Raw genomic sequence first — 23,089 nt, 5'->3', positions numbered from 1 at the left:
ATGATGGAACTCCTGAACTCCCCCTTCATGCAACGGGCGTTGATCGCGGCCGTCCTCGTCGGGATCACCGCTCCCGCCGTCGGGATCTACCTGGTCCAGCGCCGCCAGGCTCTGATGGGCGACGGCATCGGGCACGTGGCGATGACCGGCGTCGGCCTCGGCTTCCTGCTGTCCACCTCGCCGGTCTGGATGGCCACGCTGATCTCCGTACTCGGCGCGGTCACGATGGAGCTGATCCGCTGGTACGGCAAGACGCGCGGCGACATCGCGCTCGCGATGCTCTTCTACGGCGGCATGGCGGGCGGTGTCCTCTTCATCAACCTCGCGCCGGGCGGCTCCACGGCCAACCTCAACTCCTACCTCTTCGGCTCCCTGTCGACGGTCTCCCCGTCCGACGTCTGGGCGATCAGCCTCCTGGCGGCCTTCGTTCTGCTGGTGACCATCGGTCTGCGGCGCCAGCTGTTCGCGGTCAGCCAGGACGAGGAGTTCGCACGTGTGACGGGTCTGCCGGTCCGCGCCCTGAACCTCCTGACGGCGGTCACGGCCGCGGTCACCGTGACGGTGGCCATGCGCGTGGTCGGCCTGCTCCTGGTCTCCGCGCTGATGGTGGTGCCGGTCGCGGCCGCCCAGCAGCTGTCCCGCAGCTTCGCCCTGACCTTCGCGATCGCGGTGGCGATCGGCGTGACGGTGACCCTCAGCGGAACCGTCGTCACCTACTACGAGGACGTCCCGCCCGGCGCCGTCATCGTCCTCTTCACGATCGCGATCTTCATCGCCCTGACGGCGCTCGCGACCCCGCTCGCCAGGCGGCGGGCCCGGGCCGCCGCGGCCGCGCCGGCCGAGGGCGAGTGCGGACTCGACGTGCCCGCCCCGGCAAAGGCCCCGGCCGGCGAGGCCACGGCCTGAGCGGGAGCTGGCACAATGGCCCAAGGAGAGTTTGTACGGGTCAAGGCTTGGAGGCACCTGTGACGACAGCGCCACTCGGCGGGTCGAATACCGCCCCCGTACGAGGCCGGTCGACCCGGCAGCGTGCCGCGGTGGCGGCGGCGCTTGACGAGGTGGACGAGTTCCGCAGTGCGCAGGAGTTGCACGACATGCTCAAGCACCGGGGTGACTCGGTGGGCCTGACCACCGTCTACCGCACGCTCCAGTCGCTCGCGGACGCGGGCGAGGTGGACGTGCTGCGCACGAGCGACGGGGAGTCGGTGTACCGCCGCTGCTCGTCGGGCGACCACCACCATCACCTGGTGTGCCGGGTGTGCGGCAAGGCGGTCGAGGTCGAGGGGCCGGCGGTCGAGAAGTGGGCCGAGTCGATCGCGTCCCAGCACGGCTATGTGAACGTGGCGCACACCGTGGAGATCTTCGGCACCTGCGAGTCCTGCGCCGCTTCTCCGGCGTCCTAGCACCCGGCGCGGGCCCCTCTCATGGGGCCCGCCCCACCCCCTGAGGCCCGGCGCCGCGCGCACGGGCCTCTTCTCCTTGGCGGGCCCGGGGCCTCACGCGCGAGGGAGGTCCCCGGACTTGTCCAGGGCGGCCAGCGCCTCGTTCGGGATGGCGCCCCCGAAGCGGCGGTCGCGGGAGGCGAACTCCAGGCAGGCCCGCCACAGGTCACGCCGGTCGAAGTCGGGCCACAGCACGTCCTGGAAGACCATCTCGGCGTAACTGGACTGCCAGATCAGGTAGTTGGACGTACGCTGCTCGCCGCTGGGCCGCAGGAAGAGGTCGACGTCCGGCATGTCCGGGTAGTACAGATACTTCGCGAAGGTCTTCTCGTTCACCTTCGACGGGTCGAGCTTCCCGGCGGCGACATCGCGCGCGATGGCCTGCGCGGCGTCGGCGACCTCGGCGCGGCCGCCGTAGTTGACGCAGAAGTACAGCGTCATGGCGTCGTTGTCGACGGTCTGCTCCTGGGCGACCTGGAGCTCCTGGACGACGGACTTCCACATCTTGGGCATGCGGCCCACCCAGCGGATGCGGATGCCCAGCTCGTTCATCTCGTCGCGGCGGCGCCGGATGACGTCGCGGTTGAAGTTCATGAGGAAGCGGACCTCTTCGGGCGAGCGCTTCCAGTTCTCCGTCGAGAAGGCGTACAGGGAGAGGTTCTTGACGCCCATCTCCAGACAGCCCTTGAGCACGTCGAGGACGACACCCTCGCCGACCTTGTGGCCCTCGGTGCGGGGCAGGCCGCGCTCCTTGGCCCAGCGGCCGTTGCCGTCCATGACGCAGGCGACGTGGTTGGGCACCAGCTCCGCCGGGATCTTCGGCGGCACCGCGCCCGAGGGGTGCGGTTCGGGGGTCTTGTAGTCACGCCGCGACCGCCCGCCCAGGATTCCGCGTACTGCCATGTGGAGCTCTCTCCCTAGATGCTCAGTTCTTCTCTACGTACCGCAGGGAGCGCAGGCCGCGCTCCAGGTGCCAGTGCAGATAGGCCGACACGAGCCCGCTGCCCTCCCGCACATGCCTCGGCTCACTGGCGTCCGCCGTCGCCCAGTCCCCCGTGAGCAGCGCGCTGAGCAGACCGATGGCCTCCGCAGAGGGTACGACGCTGCCGGGTACGCGGCAGTCACCGCATATGACGCCGCCGCCCGCGACCGAGAAGAACCGGTTGGGGCCGTGGATGCCGCATTTCGCGCAATCCTCGAAACTCGGGGCATAGCCGTTGACGGCCAGCGAGCGCAGCAGGAACGCGTCGAGGATGAGGTGCGGGGCGTGCTCGCCCCGGGCGAGCGTGCGCAGCCCGCCCACCAGGAGCAGGTACTGCTGAACGGCGGGCTCGCCCTCGTTGTCGGTGAACCGTTCCGCCGTCTCCAGCATGGCGGTGCCCGCCGTGTACCGGGCGTAGTCCGTGACGATGCCGCCACCGTACGGAGCGATCGTCTCACTCTGCGTGCACAACGGGAGCCCGCGCCCGACGAGTTCGCTGCCGCGCGCGAAGAACTGCACGTCGACGTGCGAGAACGGTTCGAGCCGCGCCCCGAACTTGGACTTGGTCCGCCGCACCCCCCGAGCCACCGCCCGCACCCGCCCGTGATTGCGCGTGAGCAGCGTGATGATGCGGTCGGCCTCACCGAGCTTCTGGGTGCGCAGCACGACGCCGTCATCACGGAACAGACTCACCGCACGCCCCCACGGGTCTCCGGCCGGGGGTCCGGGGGTTGCCCCCCGGATGAGCACAGCATGATGCGGTCGGCCTCACCGAGCTTCTGGGTGCGCAGCACGATGCCGTCATCACGGAACAGACTCATGCGCCCATTGTCCTGCACGGACCACCCTGCCCGGCCCGAACCCCCGCCCTCGCCCCCGCGGCGACGTGGCGGGGATCAAGTTGGGGCGTCCTGCCCCGGGGGTGCCGGTGGTGCGGAGGCGGGGTGGGGGGTGGCTCCGGGGGATTGCACAGGGGGATGGGGCACCATTGCGGCAGCAGGAGCCTCTTCTCCTGTGTCAGGTCTCCGCATGCAGATGCCCTCACCCCACCTGGACGGACGGAATGCCGCTGCCCACGACCGGTCGCCGTGCCCGCACGGCGGCCTGGGTGCTCGCCGTGCTGGCCCTCGGGGGCTGCTCGGCGGGCGAGGGGGTGCGGGACGACGGGCCCGCGGCGACGCCCGCCGCGTCGGCGTCCGCGTCGCCGCTGTGGCCCGACCACACCGCCGGCGCCACGCCCACCCGGCCCGGCCAGGGCTTCCACGCGCGCGCCGCGGTGCCGGGGGTGACCGTGCCGGACGGGGATCTGGCCCGCGTCGACGGGGTGCGGCTGCTCGCGGCCGACCCGGCGACCGACCGCGCGGTGCAGAGCGGCCTCAAGGACTGCCCGAACGGCTCGTCGTGCCGGCTGCGGCCACCCGCGTACGCCGACCTCACCGGTGACGGGAGGCGTGAACTCGTGCTCGCCTACGACGACTTGGGCCGCACCATCCTGTGGGTGTACACCGCCGTCGGTGAGCAGGCGCACGCCGTGCTCGAATACGCGGGGCGTCCCGGGACGAGCGCCGCGACGCTGGGCACCGATCTCATCGTCACGGAGCCCGCGGGCGGCCGGAACCGCGAGTCCGCCACCACCCTGCGCTGGAACGGCACCGAGCTCGCCCCGCTGCCGGCCGCGTCGGATCCCGCCAAGGGCACCGCCAGGACCCGGCCCTCCGACGACTCCCTGATCAAGCCGGCCGACCCCACGGACGCGCCCGGCCAGGGCTGAGGCCCGGCGGGCTCAGGCGCCCGGCACCACGAGCCCCGACTCGTACGCCAGGATCACCAGCTGGGCCCGGTCGCGCACCCCGGACTTGCCCATGATCCGGCTCACATGGGTCTTCGCGGTGAGCGGGCTCAGCGCGAGGGCGTCGGCGATCTCGGTGTTGTTCAGGCCCCGGGCGACCAGGGTGAGCACTTGGCGTTCGCGGTCGGAGAGCGGGGCGAGGGCGTCGGGACCACCGCCCGGCACGGGCCGCGGGGCGCGCAGGACGCGGGCGATCAGGCTCGCCGTCGGCCCCGGCGAGAGCAGCGCCTCACCGGCGGCCACCGTGCGGATGGCGTCGAGGAGTTCGGCGGGGCGGGTGTCCTTGACCAGGAATCCGGAGGCCCCGGCCCGCAGCGCCTCCAGCACGTTCTCGTCGGTGTCGTACGTGGTGAGGACGAGCACCCTGACCCCGGCGAGGTCCTCGGCGGCGGCGATCAGGCGGGTCGCCTCGATGCCGTCGGTGCCCGGCATCCGCAGGTCCATGACGACGACGTCGGCCCGTGCCGAGTGGGCCAGAGCCACGGCCTCCGCGCCGGTGCCGGCCTGGCCGACGACGGCCATGTCGGGGGCCGAGTCGACGAGCATCGCGAAGGCCGAGCGCACGAGCGTCTGGTCGTCGGCGAGCAGCACCCGGATGACCCGGCCGCCCTCGTCCGGAGCGGCGGTCATGCGGTGACCTCCAGGGGGTGGTCGTCGAGGCGGGGCAAGAGCGGCAGGTGTGCGGTGACCTCGAAGCCGCCTTCGGGGCGCGGCCCGGCCTCCAGGGTGCCGCCCACGCTGCGGGCCCGCTCCCCCATCCCGACGATCCCGAAGCCGGAACCCCCGGCGGCGCCGCCCCGGCCGTCGTCGGTGACGGTGACCTCCAGCACCGCGTCCACCGCCTCGACGCGCACCCGGGTGGTGGCGTCGGGACCCGCGTGGCGCACCGCGTTGGTCAGGGACTCCTGGACGATCCGGTAGGCGGCCGCGCCCACGGCGGGCGGCACATGCGCACCGCCGGTGGCCACGGTGAGCTCCGCCTTCGCGGTACGGGCCAGCTCGGGCAGCCCGGTGAGGTCGGGCAGCGGTCCGTGCTCGTCGGCGCGCAGCACGGTCAAGGTGGTGCGCAGTTCGGCCCGGGCCTCGCGGCAGGTGTCGGCGATCGAGTCGAGGGCGGCCGCGACCGCCGCCCGGTCGAGCCGGTCGGGGGTGGCGGTCAGGACATGGGCGGCGACCGAGGTGCGCACCCCGATCAGGGTGATGCTGTGGGCCAGCAGGTCGTGCAGGTCGCGGGCGATGCGCAGGCGTTCCTCGGTGAGCTTGCGCTCGGTCTCGCGGGCTGCGATGGCCCGCTGTTCGGCCACGTAGGCGCGGGAGTTGCGCAGGGCGACGCCGAAGACGAGCGCGGCCACCAGCCAGCCGGAGGTCCGGAACACGTCGAAGGCCCGGTGGACCCCGTTGAACGACATGCCGGTGACGGCGACGCCCACGACACAGGCGCCGACGGTCGCCGCGCGGCGGACCGTGCCGGTCACGGCGACCGTGTACATCGCGGTCATCGCGATCGGCATGGGCCCCATGTGGGCGTTGTCGAGCAGTTGGTACGGGGCGATGCAGGCCACGACGACGGCGAGGACCGCCATCGGCCGGCGGCGCCGCGCCACCAGGGCGAGCGCGGCCCCGGCGAGCAGCGCCCAGCCGAGCGCGTCCGGCCGCATCGCGGTGTCCGCGTACGCGATGGCGGCGCCCAGCAGCCCGGCGCCGGCGGCGAGCGCGGCGTCGGCCCGCAGCGGGTGCGCGCTCTCCCCGGGGTCGCGGTGCAGCATCGCCGTCAGCCGCTCCCCCGGGCCCGTCGGTCCGTTCACGTGTGCCACCCTGCCATCCTCGCCCTCATCGGCGGGAGTCGACCAGCGCCGGGGGCTCGTCGGCGGCCGTCCCCGGGGCGCGGGACAGGCCGCCCGGCCACCAGACCCCGCGCCCGAGGAGCACATTGGCGCTGGTCACCAGGTAGGTGCGGACGAGGAAGGTGTCCAGGAGCACGCCGACCGCGATGATCGTGCCGAGTTCGACGAACATCACCAGCGGCAGCGAGGCCAGCACCCCGAAGGTCGCGGCGAGCACCGTGCCCGCCGAGGCGATCACCCCGCCGGTGGTGCGCAGCGCGGTGAGCGCGGCCTCGCGCGGTCCGGCTCCGCGCAGGGTCTCCTCGCGGGTGCGGTGCATCAGGAAGATGCCGTAGTCCACACCGAGGGCCACCAGGAAGACGAACGTGAGCAGCGGCAGCCCCGGGTCGAGGCCCGAGAAGCCGAGGACCGGCCCGAAGAGCAGCCCGCCGATGCCGAGGGCCGCGCCCCACACCGCGACGACGGCGGTGACGAGCAGCAGCGGCGCGACGAGGCTGCGCAGCAGCAGGGCGAGGACCAGCAGGACGGAGGCGAGGACGAGCGGGACGACCACGAGCCGGTCGTGGGAGTTGGTGTCGGCCAGGTCGAGGGCCTGGGCGCTGGGCCCGCCGACGTGCGCGCCGGTGAGCGCGGCCCGCAGCCGTCCGATGGTGGCGTTCTCGCCCGCCGACTCGGGGGCGGCCTTCGCGGTGACGGCGATCTCGGTCCAGCCCCCGCCGCTGCGGCCCCGTTCGGCGCTCGCGACGCCTTCGACGGCCCGCGCCTCGGCGAGCGTACGGTCGGCCCGGCCGGTCGGGGTCATGACCTCGATGGGCCGGCTGCCCCGGTCGGGGAAGGCGGTGGCGAGCGTGCTCATGGCCACCGTCGACTCGGGCCTGGTGGTGAAGCTGTCCTGCTGTTTGAGGGCGCCGGGCAGGTTGAACGCGCCGAGCGCGAGGGCGCCCAGGAGCACGACTCCCGTCAGCAGCACGGCGGTTGGGCGCCTGCCCGCCGAGCTTCCCATCGCGGCGAACAGGTCGCGGCCCCGCCGCCTGGGCTCGCTGCCGTACGCCGGGATCAGCGGCCAGAACACCCGCCGCCCGAGCAGGACCAGGATCGCGGGCAGCAGCGTGAGCATCGCGGCGAGGGCGCCGAGCACGCCGATCGCGCCGACCGGGCCGAGCCCCCTGACGTTGTTGAGGTCGGCGGCGAGCAGGCAGACCAGCCCGGCCACGACCGTGCCGGACGAGGCGAGCAGGGCGGGCCCACAGCCGCGCAGGGCGGCGCGCATCGCGTCGTACGGCAGGGGGGTGCGGCGCAGTTCGTCGCGGTAGCGGGCGACGAGCAGCAGCGCGTAGTCGGTGCCCGCCCCGAAGACGAGGACGGTCATGATGCCCGCGCTCTGGCTGGTGACCGTGATCTGGGACCAGGAGGCGAGGCCGTACACGGCGGCCCGTGCGCTCACCGCGCCGGCGCCGACCACGACCAGCGGCACCAGCCACAGCACGGGGCTGCGGTAGGTGAGGATCAGGAGCAGCGCGACCACCAGGCCGGTCGCCAGCATCAGCGTGCCGTCGAGGGAGCCGAAGACGCCGCGCGCGTCGACGTCGAGGGCGCCGTCCCCGCCGACCCGCACGCTCATCCCGGCCACATCGGGCGTGTGCGCCCGTACGTCGTCGACGAAGGCCTTCTTCGCGGCGTCGTTCTTGGCGGTCGCCGCCGTGGACACCGTGTACATGAGGGTGGCGCCGTCCCTGGAGGACAGGCCGGATCCGTGCTGGGTGGCGGCGAACTCCTTGGGGTCCTTGGCGTCCCCCAGCTGGGCGGGTGTAGTGGCGGGCCCGGTGCCCGGCGCGACGGTGATCGAGGCGAGCTGCTGGGCGGCGGTGGCCCGGTCGGCGGCCGTCAGACCGCCGTCGCGGTGGTAGACGAGCACCAGGCTGGTGATTTCGCCGCCGGGCAGCTTGTCCTGGAGGGCGGCGACCTGGGTGGAGTCGGCACCGGCCGGAAGGTAGTCGGTGGTCTGGTCGCGCTGGACGTCCCCCAGTCGCCCCGCGAACGACCCGGCGACGGCGAGCACGATCACCCACAGCGCGAGCACGCCCCAGGGAACGACCCGCCGCCGTGCGGCGGTTGACGCTTTCACGGGCGGCGCCCCGGGCGATGCTGACCTGGTCGACCCCATGGCGGGCCCCCTCCGGCTGGGTTCCGGAAGGCCCTCGCGGCCTGCCCGGCTGTTCCCAGCGTCCCGCCCGCGGGGGCCCGCTTCGTCGCGCCCGCGACCGAGATCGTCCGTACCTCCCCGGGGGTGCGCGGAGCCCTCGTTACTCCCTGGGGAGTAACGCGCCCGCTCCCCGGGGAGTGCGGCTCAGGGCACTTCGCCCCGGCTGCGCGCGTTCGCGTACGCCGTCGCCGCGCTGAGCCGCTCCGACGGGGTCGCGGCGCGGGCCGCCTCGGGCCGGCACTCCCACTCGCGGCCACCGCCGAACGGCCGCAGCTGGAGGTAGGGCCCCTCCCGCCCCATCACCTGGCCCAGTCTTCCGTTCCCGGTGTCGACGACGTACGAACCCACGGGCGGGACTGCGGTCATGGCTTTCCCTCCGGCAGTGTGGAACAGGACCGTCGGCAGTATCGGGTCTCCGGCGTCGTCTGTGGATCAATGACCTCAGTTTTTTCGTTCGGGTACGGAATCGGACCGAGCCCGACGACGGCCGCGTAATTCCGGACCGGGCGCGCGCGTCCCGCAATTCGCCTGCGACCGACTCTTCTCGGATTCCCCTCCGCTTGCCGCCCCCGAGCGGCGAGCGTCCTGGCCGGCCACGCCAACCCTCTTACCAGGCACTGGCGTTGAGCACCCAGCGCATCGGATGATCCCGTACATCGATATCCGAATATCAGGAGGCGGATTCGAACGGGCAATTCGCGAGGCGGGTGAGATGAATCCGCGGTGGATCGAGAGGTGAACTGTCCTAGCAAGGTTTATTCGAGCGGGTGTTCAGGGTGTGCGGATTGCGGCGGAGCTCCAACGACGGATTGCGGTACGGCGATTGAGGCTTGCCCGCGCGGGCGGTGGCCGCGCGTTCGATGGCATGATCTACGGTCTCCCACGGGACCGACACCGATCAGGTCCCCCACGGGATCCATACCGATCAGCTCAGCAACGGGGACGTACGACCATGCACAAGACAGGCACCCTGGCCCTCACCCTGCTCGCGGTGGCCGCGCTGCTCACCGGGTGCGGCAGCGAGAAGAAGGACGACGGCGGCGCGGCCAGGGCGAGCGCCCCGGCGGGCAGCGGGGCCAAGGGACTGGCGCCGGACCGGAAGGGCGTCGCGCACCAGGTGGTCTTCGAGGTGGGCGGCACGGGCGCGGCCCAGGTGATGTGGATCGGGAACACCAATCACTTCGAGCAGGTGACGCTGCCCTGGACGAAGACCGAGTCCGTGACGCTGGAGGGTGCCGAGCTGAAGGTCGGCCACACGGTGTCGGTGGTGCCGGGCTCGATCAAGCGCGCGGACGGGAGCGGGATGCTCCAGGCCGCCCCCTGCACCATCAAGGTCGACGGCAAGCAGGTCGCGGACAATCAGAACGGCAAGTCGGACAAGCTCTGCGAATACCAGCTCAAGGACTGAGCCCCGGGCGGCGGACTCAGGACGGGGTGCGGGCCGCCGCGAGCAGCCGGGCGGTGTCGTCCGCGCAGAGCGAGAGCGCCCCGCCGACCGTGCTGAGCACCTCGCGTTCGGCCGGGCTGTACGGGCCGTCCGCGAGCGCGATACGGGCCCCCTGAAGCAGGATGGACTCGCGGCCGGCGGGGGCGAGGTGCGGGGCCAGCGGTTCGAGGGCCTCGTGGAGCTCGATGGCCAGGGCCGCGCCGCAGGGGTCGGTCTCGTCGACCGGGTCGGTGAGGAACCGGCCGGTGTCGGCGGCCAGCGCCTCGATGAGGGCGACCAGCTGCTCCTCGGTGCAGTCGTCGAACCCGGCCGCCCGGACCGTGGTGACGGCGGTTGCGGTGACCGTACGCGACGAGGTGCCGCCCGCCGCGAGGACGGCGAGGGCGACGGTGTGCACGGCGTCGCGGAGCATCGCGGAGAAGCGGGTCGTGGTGGGGTGGTCCAGAACGTCCGTCCCGAAGTGGCCCTGGCAGGCGGCGCATTCGACCACCGGGCCCGCGGTGCCGCGGCGGACGAGCGGGATGCCCAGGACGGTCAGGCGCCTGCGGCCGGTGCGGCGCTGGTAGTTCCGGTCGCCGCCGCAGTCGGGGCAGAAGAACTCGCCGTCGCCGACCGTGTGCCATGCGGTGCGGACGGACCAGAGGCGGGGGCGGAGGCGGGACGCGGGCTGCGTCCCGGTGAGGTTTGTACCGTTCTGTCCCCGTGCTGGCCGCACCGCGCACCTCCGTAACGCTCCGGCAACGTTGCCGCGTTGACGTGATGTTAGCCACAGTCGTGATGTGGCGTCAGCACCCCGGAAGGAGGAGAGCCTCCCGATGGCCAAAAGGCGTCGCTGCGGGGTGGGAAGTTTTCCCCACCCCGCCCCTCCCCAAGACCCTCCGGGGGCGGGGAGCGCTGAGGAAGCCCCCTGGGGCTCCGCCCCAGACCCCGATCGCGCCTGAACGGCGCTCGTCCTCAATCTCCCCCAAGGCCTTAAGGGCCAGGGGGGACCCCCATGACGGGCAAAAGATGCCCATGCTGGGCCCCCTACAGGGGCGCGGGGAACTGCGCGAGCGACCCCGCACGGTCCGCAGGCGCCCTGGGGCTCCGCCCCAGACCCCGTATCGCGCCTAAAGGGCGCTCGTCCTCAATCGCCGGACGGGCTGAAGATGCCCATGCGGGGCCCCCTACAGGGGCGCGGGGAACTGCGCGAGAAGCGAGCACGGTCCGCAGAGGAAAGCGGGTTTCAGGGGCACGGGGAACTGCCCCCAGCTGGGCACCCCCGGGCGGGCCGGGGTGCCCCGCCGGGGGGTCAGCGGGCGGCTCGGTTGACCGCCGAGATGACCGCCTTCAGAGACGCCCGAGTCGTGTTCGCATCGATCCCGATCCCCCACAGCACAGCCCCGTCGATCGCACACTCGATGTAGGACGCGGCCTGCGAGGACGCCCCCTCGCTCATCGTGTGCTCCTGGTAGTCCAGCAGCCGCGCGTCGACCCCGGTCGCGGCCAGCGCCTCGAAGAAGGCCGAGATCGGGCCGTTGCCGGTGCCGGTCAGGACCGTGTCCTGGCCGTCGACGACCGCCTCGACGGTCAGGGTGTCGCGGCCGTCCTTGTCCGTCGTCGTCTGGCCGGAACGCAGCTGGATGCGGCCCCACGGGTTCTCGGGGTTGGGCAGGTACTCGTCCTGGAAGACCGACCAGATCGCGGCGGGAGTGACCTCGCCACCCTCGGAGTCCGTCTTCTGCTGGATGATCTTCGAGAACTCGATCTGCATCCGGCGCGGCAGGTCCAGCTTGTGGTCGTTCTTCAGGACGTAGGCGATGCCGCCCTTGCCGGACTGCGAGTTGACCCGGATCACGGCCTCGTAGGAGCGGCCGACGTCCTTCGGGTCGATGGGCAGGTACGGGACCGCCCACTCGATCTCGTCCACCGTCTTGCCCGCGGCGGCGGCGTCCGCCTCCATCGCGTCGAAGCCCTTCTTGATGGCGTCCTGGTGGGAGCCGGAGAAGGCGGTGTAGACCAGGTCGCCCGCGTACGGGTGGCGCGGGTGGATCTCCATCTGGTTGCAGTACTCGGAGGTGCGGCGGATCTCGTCGATCTGGGAGAAGTCGATCTGCGGGTCCACGCCCTGGCTGAACAGGTTCATGCCCAGGGTCACCAGGTCGACGTTGCCGGTGCGCTCGCCCTGGCCGAACAGGCAGCCCTCGATGCGGTCCGCACCGGCCATGATCGCCAGCTCGGCCGCCGCCACGGCGGTGCCGCGGTCGTTGTGGGGGTGCACGGACAGGCACACGTACTCGCGGCGCGACAGGTTGCGGCTCATCCACTCGAAGCGGTCCGCGTGCGTCGAGGGGGTCGAACGCTCCACCGTGGCGGGCAGGTTGAGGATGATCTCGCGGCCCTCCTCGGGCTGCCACACGTCGCACACCGCCTCGCAGACCTCCAGCGCGAAGTCCAGCTCGGTGTCGGTGAAGATCTCCGGCGAGTACTGGTAGCCGAAGATCGTCTCGTCGCCCAGGATCTTGTCGGCGTACTCCATGACCAGCCGGGTGCCGTCCACCGCGATCTGCTTGACCTGCTCCTTCGTGCCGCGGAAGACGACCCGGCGGAAGGTGGGGGCGGTCGCGTTGTACAGGTGCACCGTCGCGCGGTGGGCGCCGCGCAGGGACTCCACGGTGCGCTCGATCAGCTCTTCGCGGGCCTGGGTCAGGACGGAGATCGTCACGTCCTCGGGGATCGCGCCCTCTTCGATGATGGAGCGTACGAAGTTGAAGTCGGTCTCGCCGGAGGAGGGGAAGCCGACCTCGATCTCCTTGTAGCCCATGCGCACCAGCAGGTCGAACATCTCGCGCTTGCGGGCCGGGCTCATCGGGTCGATCAGCGCCTGGTTGCCGTCCCGCAGGTCGGTCGACAGCCAGCGCGGGGCCTTGGTGATCCGGCCGTTCGGCCAGGTGCGGTCGGGGATGTCCACGGCGTCGTACTGACCGTACTTGTGGATCGGCATCCCGGACGGCTTCTGCGCCTGGGTGGCGTTGGTGACGGGAGTGGGGCGACCAACGGGCTGGGACATGGCGTGCGGCTCCTCGAACGGTGAGAGAGGGACGGCCGACCGTCGAGCGCAACACCAGATCCCGCGGGGAGGGTGTCGGCCTACGACTACAGGCCCTCGCCGCGGCAGCTAAGGAGAAGCAGCCCGATACGCATGATGTCGCAGCCTAGCCGAGGGGCGACGGGAGCGGCGGTCCCGTATCAGTATGCGGGATGCCCGCATCGATTCGGACAAAAGGTGACGTACGCCTCGATTGCCACGGCCCGGCCGGGGAGGCCTCCGCCGTTCGCGGCGGAAATGGCCGGGAACGGTCGTAGGGAAAGCACGCTTCACAATCATGGTGGCGAGTAGTGACAGCCCCATCCCCCAGTGCCACATTTCCCGGCATGGACGCCACCACCAACCCGGTTTTCTGCACCATCGTCCCGCCCCACGTCTTCGACCGGCTCATCGAGGCCGAGGACCCCGCGCTCGTTCGGATCGCCCGACAGACCCTCATCGCGGACGCCGCCCAGCGCACCGGACGCCGGCTGACCACCGTCCTCGGCGCCGACCCGCTCCCACCGCCCGCGGGCGCGGCCCCCGACCAGCCGCAGCGCACCATCTACGACACCCAGCACTCCACCACGCTGCCCGGCACCAAGGTCCGCGGCGAGGGCGAGCAGCCCGTCCAGGACGCCACCGTGAACCGCGCGTATGCGGGGCTCGGCGCGACCTTCGAGCTGTACCTCACGGCGTACCAGCGCCATTCGATCGACGGCAGCGGCATGCCGCTGAACGCGACCGTGCACTTCGACCAGAGCTACGACAACGCCTTCTGGAACGGCACGCAGATGGTGTTCGGCGACGGTGACGGCCAGATCTTCCTGGACTTCACCCTGCCCGTCGACGTGATCGGCCACGAGCTCACGCACGGCGTCACCCAGCACACCGCGAACCTGACCTACTTCGGCCAGCCGGGCGCCCTGAACGAGTCCATGTCGGACGTCTTCGGCTCGCTGGTCAAGCAGTACTCCCTGGACCAGGACGCCCAGCAGGCGGACTGGCTCATCGGCGCGGGCCTGCTCGCGCCCGGCGTGCGCGGCGAGGCGCTGCGCTCGATGAAGGCACCGGGCACCGCGTACGACGACCCGCAGCTCGGCAAGGATCCGCAGCCCGCGACGATGGACCAATACGTCACCACGGGCCGCGACAACGGCGGGGTGCACATCAACTCCGGCATCCCCAACCACGCCTTCTACCTGGTCGCCGACGCGCTCGGCGGCAAGGCCTGGGAGCGGGCCGGGCAGATCTGGTACGACGTGCTGACCGGCGGGCGGCTCGGCAAGCAGGCGATGTTCAAGGACTTCGCCAAGCTCACGGTGGCCGCCGCCAAGGCGCGCTACGGCGACGGCGCCGAGTACCAGGCCGTCCTGAAAGCGTGGTCGCAGGTGGGGGTTCCGGCCTCCTGAGACGTACCCGCTGACGCGGTGGACCGGGGCTGCTAGACAGAGGCCATGCGTATCAAGGTGTGCCGCTCAGGAGGATTCGCCGGCATCGAGCGCCGGGCCGGGATCGACACCTCGGGCCGGCCCGATGCCGCCGAGTGGGAGGCGCTGGCAGCGGCCGCTCTCGCCGAGGGCTGTCCCGTGCGGTCACCAGGCGTGCCGGACGGCTTCCACTACGAGATCACCGTGGACGGCCGCACGGTGCACTGCGCGGACCCGCAGCTGACCGAGGCCCAACGAGAGCTGATCACAAGGGTGTTGAAGGAGGGCGCGTAGCCGACGGGAAAAGCCGGGTGCGGGCGGGGCGGCGTGCTGCTTGGATGCGCAGCATGACCCTTACTGCCCGTACCCAGTTGGACGATCTCGAGTGCTACTACGACGCGGCGCCCCGGAGTTCGGCCCGCGCCGAGGACTTCGGTCCGCTGACCCTGTTCGTCCGCGAGGGAGCGGGTTGGCCCTACTACGCCCGGCCCACCCTCGGTCACGCGGGGCCGGTGACGGTCGCCGACGTGGACGCGGTGCGGGCCCGCCAGCGTGCGCTCGGGGCGCCCGAGGCCTTCGAGTGGGTCGCCGAGGTGAGCCCCGGCCTGCGCGCGGCGGTCGAGGAGTCGGGCCTCGTGGTCCACGAGCACCCGCTGATGGTCCTGGACGCCGACGCGCCCGCCGCCGAGCCCCACCCGCTGGTGCGTGTCCTGGGCGCGGCCGATCCGCTGCTGCACGCGGCGCTGGTCGTGCCGCATCTGGCGTTCGCCGCGCCCGGTACCGGCATCGGCCCGGCGGGCCCGGCCGAGCTGGCCGCCGCGATCACCGCCCGCGCCGGGGACGGCCGGGCCGAGCAGGTCGCCGAGCGGATCGGCGCGGGCCGCTCGGCCCTGGCGGCGGCGTTCGAGGACGGGCTGCCGCTCTGTTCCGGGATGCACAACCCGGTCGGCCCGGTCACCGAGATCGTCGGGGTGGGCACCCTGCCCGCGGCGCGGCGCCGGGGGCTCGGGCGCGCGGTCACCGCGGCACTGGTCGCGGACGCGCGGGAGCGGGGCGTGACGACGGTGTTCCTGTCGGCGGGCGACGCCGACGTGGCCCGGATGTACGCGACCTTGGGATTCCGCCCGGCGGGCACGGCCCTGATCGCCGAACCGGCCGACGCCTGAGGGCCGGGGCGAGCGGCCCTCAGGCGTACTGGTCGCGGTGGTTCCGGGTCAGAACCCGAGCTTGCGGAGCTGCTTGGGGTCGCGCTGCCAGTCCTTGGCGACCTTCACGTGGAGGTCGAGGAAGACCGGCGTGCCAAGCAGCGCCTCGATGTGCTTGCGGGACTTCATGCCGACCTCCTTCAGGCGCTTGCCCTTGGGGCCGATGATGATGCCCTTCTGGCTGGGGCGCTCGATGTAGACGTTGGCGTGGATGTCCAGGAGCGGCTTGTCCGCGGGCCGGTCCTCGCGCGGAATCATTTCCTCCACGACGACGGCGATGGAGTGCGGCAGCTCGTCCCGTACGCCTTCGAGGGCGGCCTCGCGGATCAGCTCGGCGACCATGACCTGCTCGGGCTCGTCGGTGAGGTCGCCCTCGGGGTAGAGCGGCGGGCTGTCGGGCAGCAGCGGGATGATCAGGTCCGCGACGAGCTGGACCTGCTGGTCGCCGACCGCCGAGACCGGGACGATCTGCGCCCACTCGAAGCCGAGCTCCTTGGACAGCTGGTCGACGGCGATGAGCTGCTCGGCGAGCGTCTTGGAGTCGACCAGGTCGGTCTTGGTGATGATCGCGATCTTGGGGGTCTTCTTGATCCCGGCGAGTTCCTTGGCGATGAACTTGTCGCCGGGGCCGAGCTTCTGGTCGGCGGGCAGGCAGAAGCCGATCACGTCGACCTCGGCCCACGTGGTCCGCACCACGTCGTTGAGGCGCTCGCCGAGCAGGGTGCGCGGCTTGTGGAGGCCGGGGGTGTCCACCAGGATCAGCTGGGCGTCCGGGCGGTGCACGATGCCGCGCACGGTGTGCCGGGTGGTCTGCGGGCGGTTGGAGGTGATGGCCACCTTCTGCCCGACCAGAGCGTTCGTGAGGGTGGACTTGCCCGCGTTGGGGCGACCGACGAAGCAGGCGAAGCCGGCCCGGTGGGTGGGTTCGGCGGCGGTGTCAGCGGCAGGGGTACGAGCGCTCATGCCGCCATTCTCCCCGATCCTGGACCCCCCGCCGCCCAGCCCACCGGAAACGGCCCTCCCCGGGCGGTCACCCGCCCTCGCGGCCGGGCCCGCCGGGCTAGGGCGTGCCGCCCTGGGTCAGGGTGTGGAGGCGGGCGGCGGCCTTCGTCAGGAGGGCGGGGAGCAGCGCCGGGTCCGGCTGGGTCTGGGCCGCGAAGGTCACCATGGAGACGTTCGCCCCCTCGCGGACGGACAGGACCTCCAGGTGCAGCTCGGTGCCCGGCACCGAGGCGAGCGGCGCCGTGACGCGCATGCCGACCGACTCGTCGCCCAGCTTCGCCACGTTCTCCGGCTTGACCTCGCTCTTCTCGGGCCCGCCCCAGTTGAAGTCGAGCGAGCCCCCGTCACAGGCGGCGGGCAGCGCGCGGGAGGCGGCGACCGCCTTGGTCGCCTCCGCGACGGACGGATAGGCCACCACGCGGAAGGTCAGGTGCTCGGTGCCGGACTCCTTGGCGAGGTCACGGCTCGAACTGGCCGCGGCCTGGCCGTCCTTGGGGCCGTTCCACGTCTCCATGTACGTGTCGCACTGCGCGCTGTTGGTGCCGTCCGCACCGCCTTCGGCACCGACGTCCGAATTGTCCCCACCGCTGGCCTCAGCGGAGGGGCTGTCGCCCGGGTCCTGGTCCTCGGACCAGCCCGCGCCCACGTCCTGCGCGGTGAGCAGGGCCGCGTCGGTCTGCGCCTTGGTGAAGGGCTGCCCCCCGACGGCAGGCTTGGCGGCGCCCTGGGCGGGCGTGGCTTTCGTCGCCGCCGCGTCGTCCGGGCCGCCGCACCCGGCGACCGTGACCAGCGCCGCCAGCACCACCGCGTAGCCCGTCAGCTTTTCCCTGCGCCCCGTCCGCATGACGGTTGCCCCTCACCTGCCGTACGTGTCATGACCGGGCCACGATACGACGGCGCACGACGCGCTGGGCCACCCAGGCGAGGGCCGCGGCGAGCAGGACCGCGCCGGCGAGCCACGGCAGGGCGAGGAACGAGGCGGCCGCCGAGCCCCGCGCGTCCCTCGCGCTGGCCGTCAACTTGACGTCGCCCCAGTCGAGTTGGGGCGCGCCGTGCCATGCCTCGGTGAGCGTGACCTGCTGCCCCGGCAGCAGTTCGGAGGGCACCTTGGTCAGGCCGCGGCTGAGCAGCGTACGGCCGAAAAGTCCGGTCGCGCTCAGGTCGACCTTCGGGTTGAGCGTGACGTTGCCCCGGTTGTGCAGCGTGTACGTGATGTCGGTGCGGCTCTCGCCCAGGCCGGGCACCAGCGGCCGGTGCTGGGCGAGCGAGACGTTCTCGACGGCGAGCGCGGGGAGGGTGGGGCCGCCCACGCGCAGGTAGATCCGGGCCCCCACGGCCTGCTGGACGCCGACGGCGACCTTGCCGTTCCCGGCCGGACCGGGCGCCACGTGGTCGTCGAGCGCGACCAGGGCGCCGACGTGGTCGCCGGGCTCGGCGTCCGGCGGCACGGTGAGCGTGAAGGGCACGGTGACCGCGGACCGGGCCGGGACGGTGATCGCGCTCCGGGCCGGTTTCGCCCAGGCGCCCACGCCGGTCTGCCGCTCCTTCTCCGTGCGCACGGCGAACCCGCCGTCGCGCTCGGTGTTGTACGCGTCGGCCCCGTACAGGCGGAAGCTCAGCGGCGCCGAGGTCCTGTTGGCGACGGTCACCTGGTCGTCGAGGGTCGCGCCGGGGTCGGCGGAGAGGTAGAAGTACGGGCGCTGGGCGGCGCCCGCGGAGGCGGGGAAGACGGACCAGTCTCCGTTGTCGGCGGCGCGGGCGAGAGGCGCGGCGAGCAGGGCGAGCACGGCGGCCAGGAGGAGTGCGGACAGCTTGCGCACGGCGGTGGACCCCCGGGGACGGGTGGGCCGGCCGGGTGCGCGCCCGGCCCACGGGGTGGATGTCAGGTGAGGGTGAGGGTCAGCACGCCGCTGTAGGCGCCCGGCGCGGTGAACGCGGGCACATCGAGCGAGAGCTTCGCGTCCACGGTGAACTCGCCGCCGGTCAGCGCCGCGTTCGGGGTGGAGGCGAGGGTCGCGCCCGCGCCGCCCACGCCGCCGGCCGAGCCCGCGGCACACACGGACGGGGAGCCGGGTTTGGTGACGCAGGCGGGTGTCCAGCTGAGTCTGCCCGCGTCGATGGAGCCGCCGGGGCCGGTGAAGTCGGTGACCTTGCCGGTCAGGGACCAGCCCGCGGGGCCGCCGCGGAAGTCCTGGACCGTCACCGTCTTCAGGCTGCCGGTGGAGGCGCCGCCCTTGCCGAAGTCGACCGCGGTGAGGTCGACGCTGTCCCCGGCCTGGGACATCGCGAGGGTGCCCGCGTGCACGGCCGCGTTGAGCCTCTGGCTCGGTCCGGTGGGCGGCGGTCCGCCGTTCACCTTGTACGCCACCGGGCCCGCGCCGTTCGCCGGGTCCCAGGCCGCCCCTTCGTAGGCCACGATCCCGGTGGTGGCCGGGTCCGTGATCTTCGGCCGGGCGGTGAAGCCGCCGTTCGCGTCCGACTTGAAGGTGATCTTGTCGGCGGTGGTGGCGGTGCCGTTCCAGCCCGCGACGGTGACGTCCGCGTTCGGGGTGAACTTGGCCCCGGTCACGGTCGTACGGTCACCGGCGTTGCCGGCGGCCGGGGCCGCGCTGATCGTGCGCTGGTTGACCTGGCCGCCGCCGTCCGTGGCGTTGACCGTCTCGGAGACGGGCGCGGGCGGATTGGTGACCGTGCAGGGGGTGTCCAGCTCCATGATGTAGCTGGTGTGGATGTTGTAGTCGCCGGGCGACAGGGTGATCGCACCGGCCTTGCTGGCGGTGAAGCTGCCGCTCATGGAGAACGCCGGGAACGCGCCCTTGCCGGGCACCGGGACGTTCTTCTTCGGGCCCGCCACGTCCACGGTGCCGCTCTGGGCGCCCGCGAGGACGACCTTGCCGGTCGGGGTCATGATGTCGGCGGGCAGGGCGATGTCGACCGGGTTGCTGGCGGCGGGCTTGTTCACCGTGTAGGTGACGGTGACCTTGTCGCCGACCTTGGGTGCGGCGTTGTCGACGGTGATGGTCGCGTTCGTGGTGCCGTCGATCGGCGGGATTCCCGCGACGGCGGGCGGGACGCAGTGCGTGGCGAAGTCGACGGGCGTCGCGGCCAGTGCGCTCGCGGGTGCGGCGAGCGCGCCGGTTCCGGCGGCGAGTGCGACCGCCCCCAACACGGCGGCCAGACGCCGTCTTCGACGTTCCGACATGGGCTTGCCCCCCTTCCTGAAGTGGCACAGCGCGGCTCGGCTGCGCCGGCAGGGGCCCATTGACGGCTGGGGGCGAAAAGAAGTCAATGCCATCCCGGCGCAGCAACTGATGACCCATCAGATACTGTCAAGATCCTGGCATTTCAGGCCACTTGGGGGCACTGGTGCCACACGAAAGCCGGCGCCGCCCGGGACGGCACCGGCTTGTTCTGCGGGTGTGCGTGCTGCGTGCTGGATGGTGCGTGCTGCTTTTTGCTGGGCGTGGGCGGTTCGCTCGGCCGCCCGGTGCGCGTCAGTCGAAGACGAACGGGCCCGGCGCCTGTGAGGTCGTCGCGTCGCAGTTCACCGTGATCCCGAAGATCGTCATCTTCAAGGCGGTGCCGTCGAAGTACGAGTCGAGGCTGTCACCGGAGGCGACGGTCCCGTTCAGCGGGCCGATGGTGACCGGGTCGCCCGCGCTCAGGGCGGGGTTGGCGTTGCCACTGAACACGGTGGTGCCGCCCGCACCGCCCGCGAGGGTCAGGTTGGCGCTGATCTGGTTGGCGCCCACGGCGACCGGGGTGGTGACGGCCGAGGTCAGCGTGATGGTCGCGGCCGTGCCGCTCTGGGTCGCGGTGAGCGTGGCGCTGCCGCCGCCCCAGGTTCCACAGTCGTACGTGGCGGTCGCCGAGCCCGGCGAGACGGCGGCCGCGCTTGGCGCGAAGGCGAGGCCCGCCACGGCCACCGCCCCCACCGCGAGTGCGGCCCGAGCGACCGGTTTTCTGGTGCTCCTACGCATGGTTCCCCTTCCCGTTACAGGGAGTTGATCGTCTGCCGCGTCCTCGACACACGACCGCGTGGCACGCCCCGGCGGCCCACGTGCACGGGTGCGCGGGCGCGCGGGCATGGCTGTGCGGGGGCTGCGGTAGCTGCGCGGAGGGAGCGCGTCCGACTCCGGCCCGGGGCTGCGGCTCTGCACCCCGTGCCGGCCCGCCCGCGAATCTGACGGACCGTCGGATCGACTGTCGTCCATTGATGCGCGGGTGGCTTGGGATTGCAAGGGCCATCGCGTTGATTCTTAACGCGGGGTGCCTGCGGCGCGGGGCAGGTTTGATGTCGGCTGCGGACCGTGCTGGGTGCTCGCGCCGTTCCCCGCGCCCCTGGCAGGGTGCGTCTTCCGGCACCCCGTTGTGCGGGGGATTCGCGTGGCCCCAACCGCCCGCTGTCGGGTGCGGGCCGTTCGTGGTGCTCGCGCCGTTCCCCGCGCCCCTGGCAGGGTGCGTCTCCGGCGACCGGTTGTGCGGGGTGCCTGCGGGGACCGGGTGCTCGCGCCCCTTTTGCAGGGCGCGTCTCCCGGCGACCGAGGGTTGGGGGTCAGGTTGTTGAGCGGAGGGTGCCTGCGGGGGTGGCCAGGAGGATGGGGGTGGTGGGGCCGCCCAGGTCGCGTACCGCTGCCGTGTCCGCTGCCGTGAGGGCGGACGCCTCGGTCACCACGGCCGCCGCCTCCAGGGACTTCGCGCCGCTGGCCACCGCCATCGCGACCGCGGTCTGGAGGGCGGACAGCTTCAGGGAGGGGAGCTCGACCGTGCCGGCGACGTACGTGCGGCCCGTCTCGTCACGCACGGCAGCGCCCTCGGCCACGCCGTTGCGGGCCCGGGCGCTGCGCGCGAGCGTGATGATCTTGCGGTCCTCGGGGTCGAGTTCGGTGCTCTGTGTCATGCCCCGAGCATAAGGAGTGCCGGGGCCGGAGCCACCGGGGGCTCAGGCCTGAATCGCCTGGTCCAGCTTCTTGGCCACGGCGTCCGTGACGGGCTTGAACTCCGCCGCCGGGGCCGCGCCCGGCTGCTTGGCCTTCGCCGAGAACGTGCTCAGCGCCGCGCCCTTGCGGACCACGTAGTTGTCGAAGCCCATCTTGATCGGACCCATGTCGATGACCAGCTCGTAGCCGTGGGACTCGTCGCCCGCCTTGTCCACGGTGAGCGGCTTGACCGTGGCGGGCGCCTTCTCCCCGTCCATGTCGACGGTGAACGACGCGCAGGTGGCGACGGTCGCGTCGAAGCCCTTGAGGTACCCGGCGGCCTTGTCCGCGTCGAAGCCGAAGACCTGCTGGCCCCCGTGGTCGAAGTTGCTCGTCTGCCGGGCGGTCGCACCCAGCGCGGCGGGCTGGCCCTGCATGAGGTCCAGGAACTTCTGGCAGTCGCCCTTGTCGGCCTTGCCCACGCCGTCCCCGGCCTCCGGGTCGGCCTTCCAGCCCGCGGGAGCCTCGTTCGCGGTCAGCAGGGCCGCCTTCAGCTGGGCCTCGGTGACGGACTTCGCCGCACCGGCGGGGGCGGACGCCGAGGGCGCCGAGGACTTGGCCGACGTGTCGCTCTTGCTGTCCGATCCCCCGCACGCGGCGGCGAACAGCAGGGACGAGGCGACCAGGGTCACGGCGGCGGTGCGTCTGACGGAAGCGGACACGGACGCGGACATGTGTGATCCCCCCACGGGACGAAAGCGTGTATGCCGCCTCACCCTACGTGACGGCCCACTCCACCCCCGGGACGGGGTCAGCCCGCGATCGGGTACATCGAGCCGCGGCGGCCCTCCGGGGAGGTCAGCCACTCCAGCTTTTCGGCGGTGCCGGTGTCCGGCAGCGGAGTGTGCAGCACGATCACCAGGTCCGGGCGGGCCGGGATGCGCAGTTGGGTGGACTCGACGTGCAGCGCGCCGACCACCGGGTGCTCCAGCTCCTTGCCGAGCAGGCCGCCGGGCTGCACGTCGCGCCGCTCCCAGAGCTCCACGAACTCCGGGCTCAGCTCCTTGGCCTGCTCCACGACCGCCCGGAACCCCTCGTCGTCGGGCCGCTCCGAGCAGGCCGCCCGGAACTGTGCGACGACGGTGCAGGCGATCTCGTCCCAACGCTTGGCCCGGGCGCGGTAGATGGGGTCGGTGAAGAACGCGATCAGACAGTTCTGCACGATCTCGGGGCGCATCCCGAGCACCAGTGCCGCCGCGTCGTTGTACATGACCGTGTTCCAGTACGCGTCCATGATGTGCGCGGGGAACGGCATCCAGGCGTCGATCAGTCGCTGCAGACCGTGGCACATGTCGGCACTGGCCGGGTCGACCTCAAGGGCCGGCGGGTTGAGCCCGGCGAGCACGTAGAGGTGGCGGCGCTCGGCGCTGGTGAGCCGCAGCACCCGGCCCACCGAGTCCAGCACCTGCGGGGACACCGTGATGTCGCGGCCCTGCTCCAGCCACTGGTACCAGGAGACGCCGACCCCGGCGAGCACGGCGACCTCCTCGCGGCGCAGCCCCGGGGTGCGGCGGCGGGCCCCGCCGTCGGGCAGCCCGGCCTGCGTGGGGGTGACGCGGGCGCGCCGGCTCATCAGGAACTCGCGCAGCTCACTGCGGCGGTGCTGATCGATCGGTGTGGCCACGAACTCCCCCTCGGC

Annotated in this window: 24 protein-coding genes; 7 read left to right on the top strand and 17 right to left on the bottom strand. The window is 72.4% G+C overall.

Going from position 1 to position 23,089, the window contains the following annotated elements; translation table 11 throughout:
• Nucleotides 1-3 precede the first annotated feature (3 nt).
• Both DT019_RS04900 and DT019_RS04895 read left to right on the top strand, forming a co-directional pair.
• On the top strand, nt 4-906 hold the full coding sequence (locus DT019_RS04900; RefSeq protein WP_114035999.1) for a metal ABC transporter permease: 903 nt from the start codon (nt 4-6) through the stop codon (nt 904-906).
• Nucleotides 907-965: 59 nt separating this feature from the next.
• The gene (locus DT019_RS04895; RefSeq protein ID WP_114035399.1) at nt 966-1,403 is read left to right on the top strand and encodes a Fur family transcriptional regulator; all 438 of its coding nucleotides are present in this window, start codon (nt 966-968) and stop codon (nt 1,401-1,403) included.
• A gap of 93 nt (nt 1,404-1,496) precedes the next feature.
• On the opposite strand, the gene DT019_RS04890 is transcribed toward DT019_RS04895, so the two are convergent.
• Genes DT019_RS04890 through DT019_RS41010 form a run of 3 tightly spaced genes read right to left on the bottom strand, consistent with a single transcriptional unit; the run spans nt 1,497 to nt 3,245 of the window.
• The gene (locus DT019_RS04890) at nt 1,497-2,345 is read right to left on the bottom strand and encodes an isoprenyl transferase (protein ID WP_114035398.1); all 849 of its coding nucleotides are present in this window, start codon (nt 2,343-2,345) and stop codon (nt 1,497-1,499) included.
• Between the two features lie 22 nt (nt 2,346-2,367).
• Complete coding sequence (gene recO / locus DT019_RS04885) at nt 2,368-3,117, bottom strand: DNA repair protein RecO (protein ID WP_114035397.1); 750 nt, start codon at nt 3,115-3,117, stop codon at nt 2,368-2,370.
• Nucleotides 3,114-3,245 carry a hypothetical protein gene (locus DT019_RS41010; RefSeq protein WP_388978110.1) on the bottom strand — a complete coding sequence of 44 codons (132 nt, stop codon included), beginning with the start codon at nt 3,243-3,245 and terminating at the stop codon, nt 3,114-3,116. Before DT019_RS41010 ends, recO begins: the two co-directional genes overlap by 4 nt.
• Nucleotides 3,246-3,487: 242 nt before the next feature.
• Here DT019_RS41010 and DT019_RS04875 point away from each other — a divergent pair, with 242 nt between their 5' ends.
• Complete coding sequence (locus DT019_RS04875) at nt 3,488-4,195, top strand: hypothetical protein (protein ID WP_114035396.1); 708 nt, start codon at nt 3,488-3,490, stop codon at nt 4,193-4,195.
• 12 nt (nt 4,196-4,207) lie between these two features.
• Here the strand turns inward: DT019_RS04875 and DT019_RS04870 are convergent, their stop codons facing one another.
• From DT019_RS04870 to DT019_RS04855, 4 genes are all read right to left on the bottom strand, one after another.
• Nucleotides 4,208-4,903: a response regulator gene (locus tag DT019_RS04870; protein ID WP_114035395.1), complete on the bottom strand. Its 696-nt coding sequence runs from the start codon at nt 4,901-4,903 to the stop codon at nt 4,208-4,210.
• Nucleotides 4,900-6,087 (bottom strand): sensor histidine kinase, encoded by a 1,188-nt coding sequence (locus tag DT019_RS04865; protein WP_411292685.1) that lies wholly within the window; start codon nt 6,085-6,087, stop codon nt 4,900-4,902. Before DT019_RS04865 ends, DT019_RS04870 begins: the two co-directional genes overlap by 4 nt.
• Before the next feature lie 16 nt (nt 6,088-6,103).
• Nucleotides 6,104-8,281, bottom strand: coding sequence for an MMPL family transporter (locus DT019_RS04860; protein ID WP_114035393.1), 2,178 nt, complete (start codon nt 8,279-8,281; stop codon nt 6,104-6,106).
• Between the two features lie 183 nt (nt 8,282-8,464).
• A complete protein-coding gene (locus DT019_RS04855; protein ID WP_114035392.1) occupies nt 8,465-8,686 on the bottom strand; it encodes a hypothetical protein in 222 nt (73 codons plus the stop codon).
• A 586-nt stretch (nt 8,687-9,272) separates the two neighbouring features.
• Between DT019_RS04855 and DT019_RS04850 the strand changes: the two genes are divergently transcribed.
• The gene (locus DT019_RS04850) at nt 9,273-9,728 is read left to right on the top strand and encodes a hypothetical protein (protein WP_114035391.1); all 456 of its coding nucleotides are present in this window, start codon (nt 9,273-9,275) and stop codon (nt 9,726-9,728) included.
• Nucleotides 9,729-9,744: 16 nt separating this feature from the next.
• On the opposite strand, the gene DT019_RS04845 is transcribed toward DT019_RS04850, so the two are convergent.
• Together DT019_RS04845 and leuA are read right to left on the bottom strand one after the other, a co-directional pair.
• Entirely contained in the window at nt 9,745-10,482 is a 738-nt protein-coding gene (locus DT019_RS04845) for a TerB family tellurite resistance protein (RefSeq protein ID WP_114035390.1), read from the bottom strand.
• A 576-nt stretch (nt 10,483-11,058) separates the two neighbouring features.
• Complete coding sequence (leuA, locus tag DT019_RS04840; protein WP_114035389.1) at nt 11,059-12,816, bottom strand: 2-isopropylmalate synthase; 1,758 nt, start codon at nt 12,814-12,816, stop codon at nt 11,059-11,061.
• 365 nt (nt 12,817-13,181) lie between these two features.
• On the opposite strand from leuA, the gene DT019_RS04835 reads away from it, so the two are divergent.
• Genes DT019_RS04835 through DT019_RS04825 form a run of 3 tightly spaced genes read left to right on the top strand, consistent with a single transcriptional unit; the run spans nt 13,182 to nt 15,430 of the window.
• On the top strand, nt 13,182-14,246 hold the full coding sequence (locus DT019_RS04835; RefSeq protein ID WP_114035388.1) for a M4 family metallopeptidase: 1,065 nt from the start codon (nt 13,182-13,184) through the stop codon (nt 14,244-14,246).
• Between the two features lie 45 nt (nt 14,247-14,291).
• The gene (locus tag DT019_RS04830; RefSeq protein WP_114035387.1) at nt 14,292-14,558 is read left to right on the top strand and encodes a protealysin inhibitor emfourin; all 267 of its coding nucleotides are present in this window, start codon (nt 14,292-14,294) and stop codon (nt 14,556-14,558) included.
• A 53-nt stretch (nt 14,559-14,611) separates the two neighbouring features.
• Nucleotides 14,612-15,430 carry a GNAT family N-acetyltransferase gene (locus DT019_RS04825; protein ID WP_114035998.1) on the top strand — a complete coding sequence of 273 codons (819 nt, stop codon included), beginning with the start codon at nt 14,612-14,614 and terminating at the stop codon, nt 15,428-15,430.
• Between the two features lie 48 nt (nt 15,431-15,478).
• On the opposite strand, the gene era is transcribed toward DT019_RS04825, so the two are convergent.
• From era to DT019_RS04785, 8 genes are all read right to left on the bottom strand, one after another.
• Complete coding sequence (era, locus tag DT019_RS04820) at nt 15,479-16,432, bottom strand: GTPase Era (RefSeq protein ID WP_114035386.1); 954 nt, start codon at nt 16,430-16,432, stop codon at nt 15,479-15,481.
• 97 nt (nt 16,433-16,529) lie between these two features.
• Entirely contained in the window at nt 16,530-17,315 is a 786-nt protein-coding gene (locus DT019_RS04815; protein ID WP_114035385.1) for a hypothetical protein, read from the bottom strand.
• Between the two features lie 28 nt (nt 17,316-17,343).
• Complete coding sequence (locus tag DT019_RS04810) at nt 17,344-18,291, bottom strand: WxL protein peptidoglycan domain-containing protein (protein ID WP_114035384.1); 948 nt, start codon at nt 18,289-18,291, stop codon at nt 17,344-17,346.
• 62 nt (nt 18,292-18,353) lie between these two features.
• Nucleotides 18,354-19,673, bottom strand: coding sequence for a beta-xylosidase (locus DT019_RS04805; protein WP_114035383.1), 1,320 nt, complete (start codon nt 19,671-19,673; stop codon nt 18,354-18,356).
• A 292-nt stretch (nt 19,674-19,965) separates the two neighbouring features.
• Nucleotides 19,966-20,451 carry a hypothetical protein gene (locus tag DT019_RS04800; RefSeq protein ID WP_114035382.1) on the bottom strand — a complete coding sequence of 162 codons (486 nt, stop codon included), beginning with the start codon at nt 20,449-20,451 and terminating at the stop codon, nt 19,966-19,968.
• A gap of 575 nt (nt 20,452-21,026) precedes the next feature.
• On the bottom strand, nt 21,027-21,371 hold the full coding sequence (locus DT019_RS04795) for a cytidine deaminase (RefSeq protein WP_114035381.1): 345 nt from the start codon (nt 21,369-21,371) through the stop codon (nt 21,027-21,029).
• 42 nt (nt 21,372-21,413) lie between these two features.
• Complete coding sequence (locus tag DT019_RS04790; protein ID WP_114035380.1) at nt 21,414-22,124, bottom strand: hypothetical protein; 711 nt, start codon at nt 22,122-22,124, stop codon at nt 21,414-21,416.
• Nucleotides 22,125-22,201: 77 nt separating this feature from the next.
• A complete protein-coding gene (locus DT019_RS04785) occupies nt 22,202-23,023 on the bottom strand; it encodes a helix-turn-helix transcriptional regulator (protein WP_223279348.1) in 822 nt (273 codons plus the stop codon).
• Nucleotides 23,024-23,089 lie beyond the last annotated feature (66 nt).

Origin of the sequence: Streptomyces sp. SDr-06 (assembly GCF_003324565.1) — a bacterium.
Lineage (GTDB): Bacteria > Actinomycetota > Actinomycetes > Streptomycetales > Streptomycetaceae > Streptomyces.
Note: the sequence above shows the minus strand (reverse complement) of the source record. Positions and strands in the feature narration are given on the sequence as shown.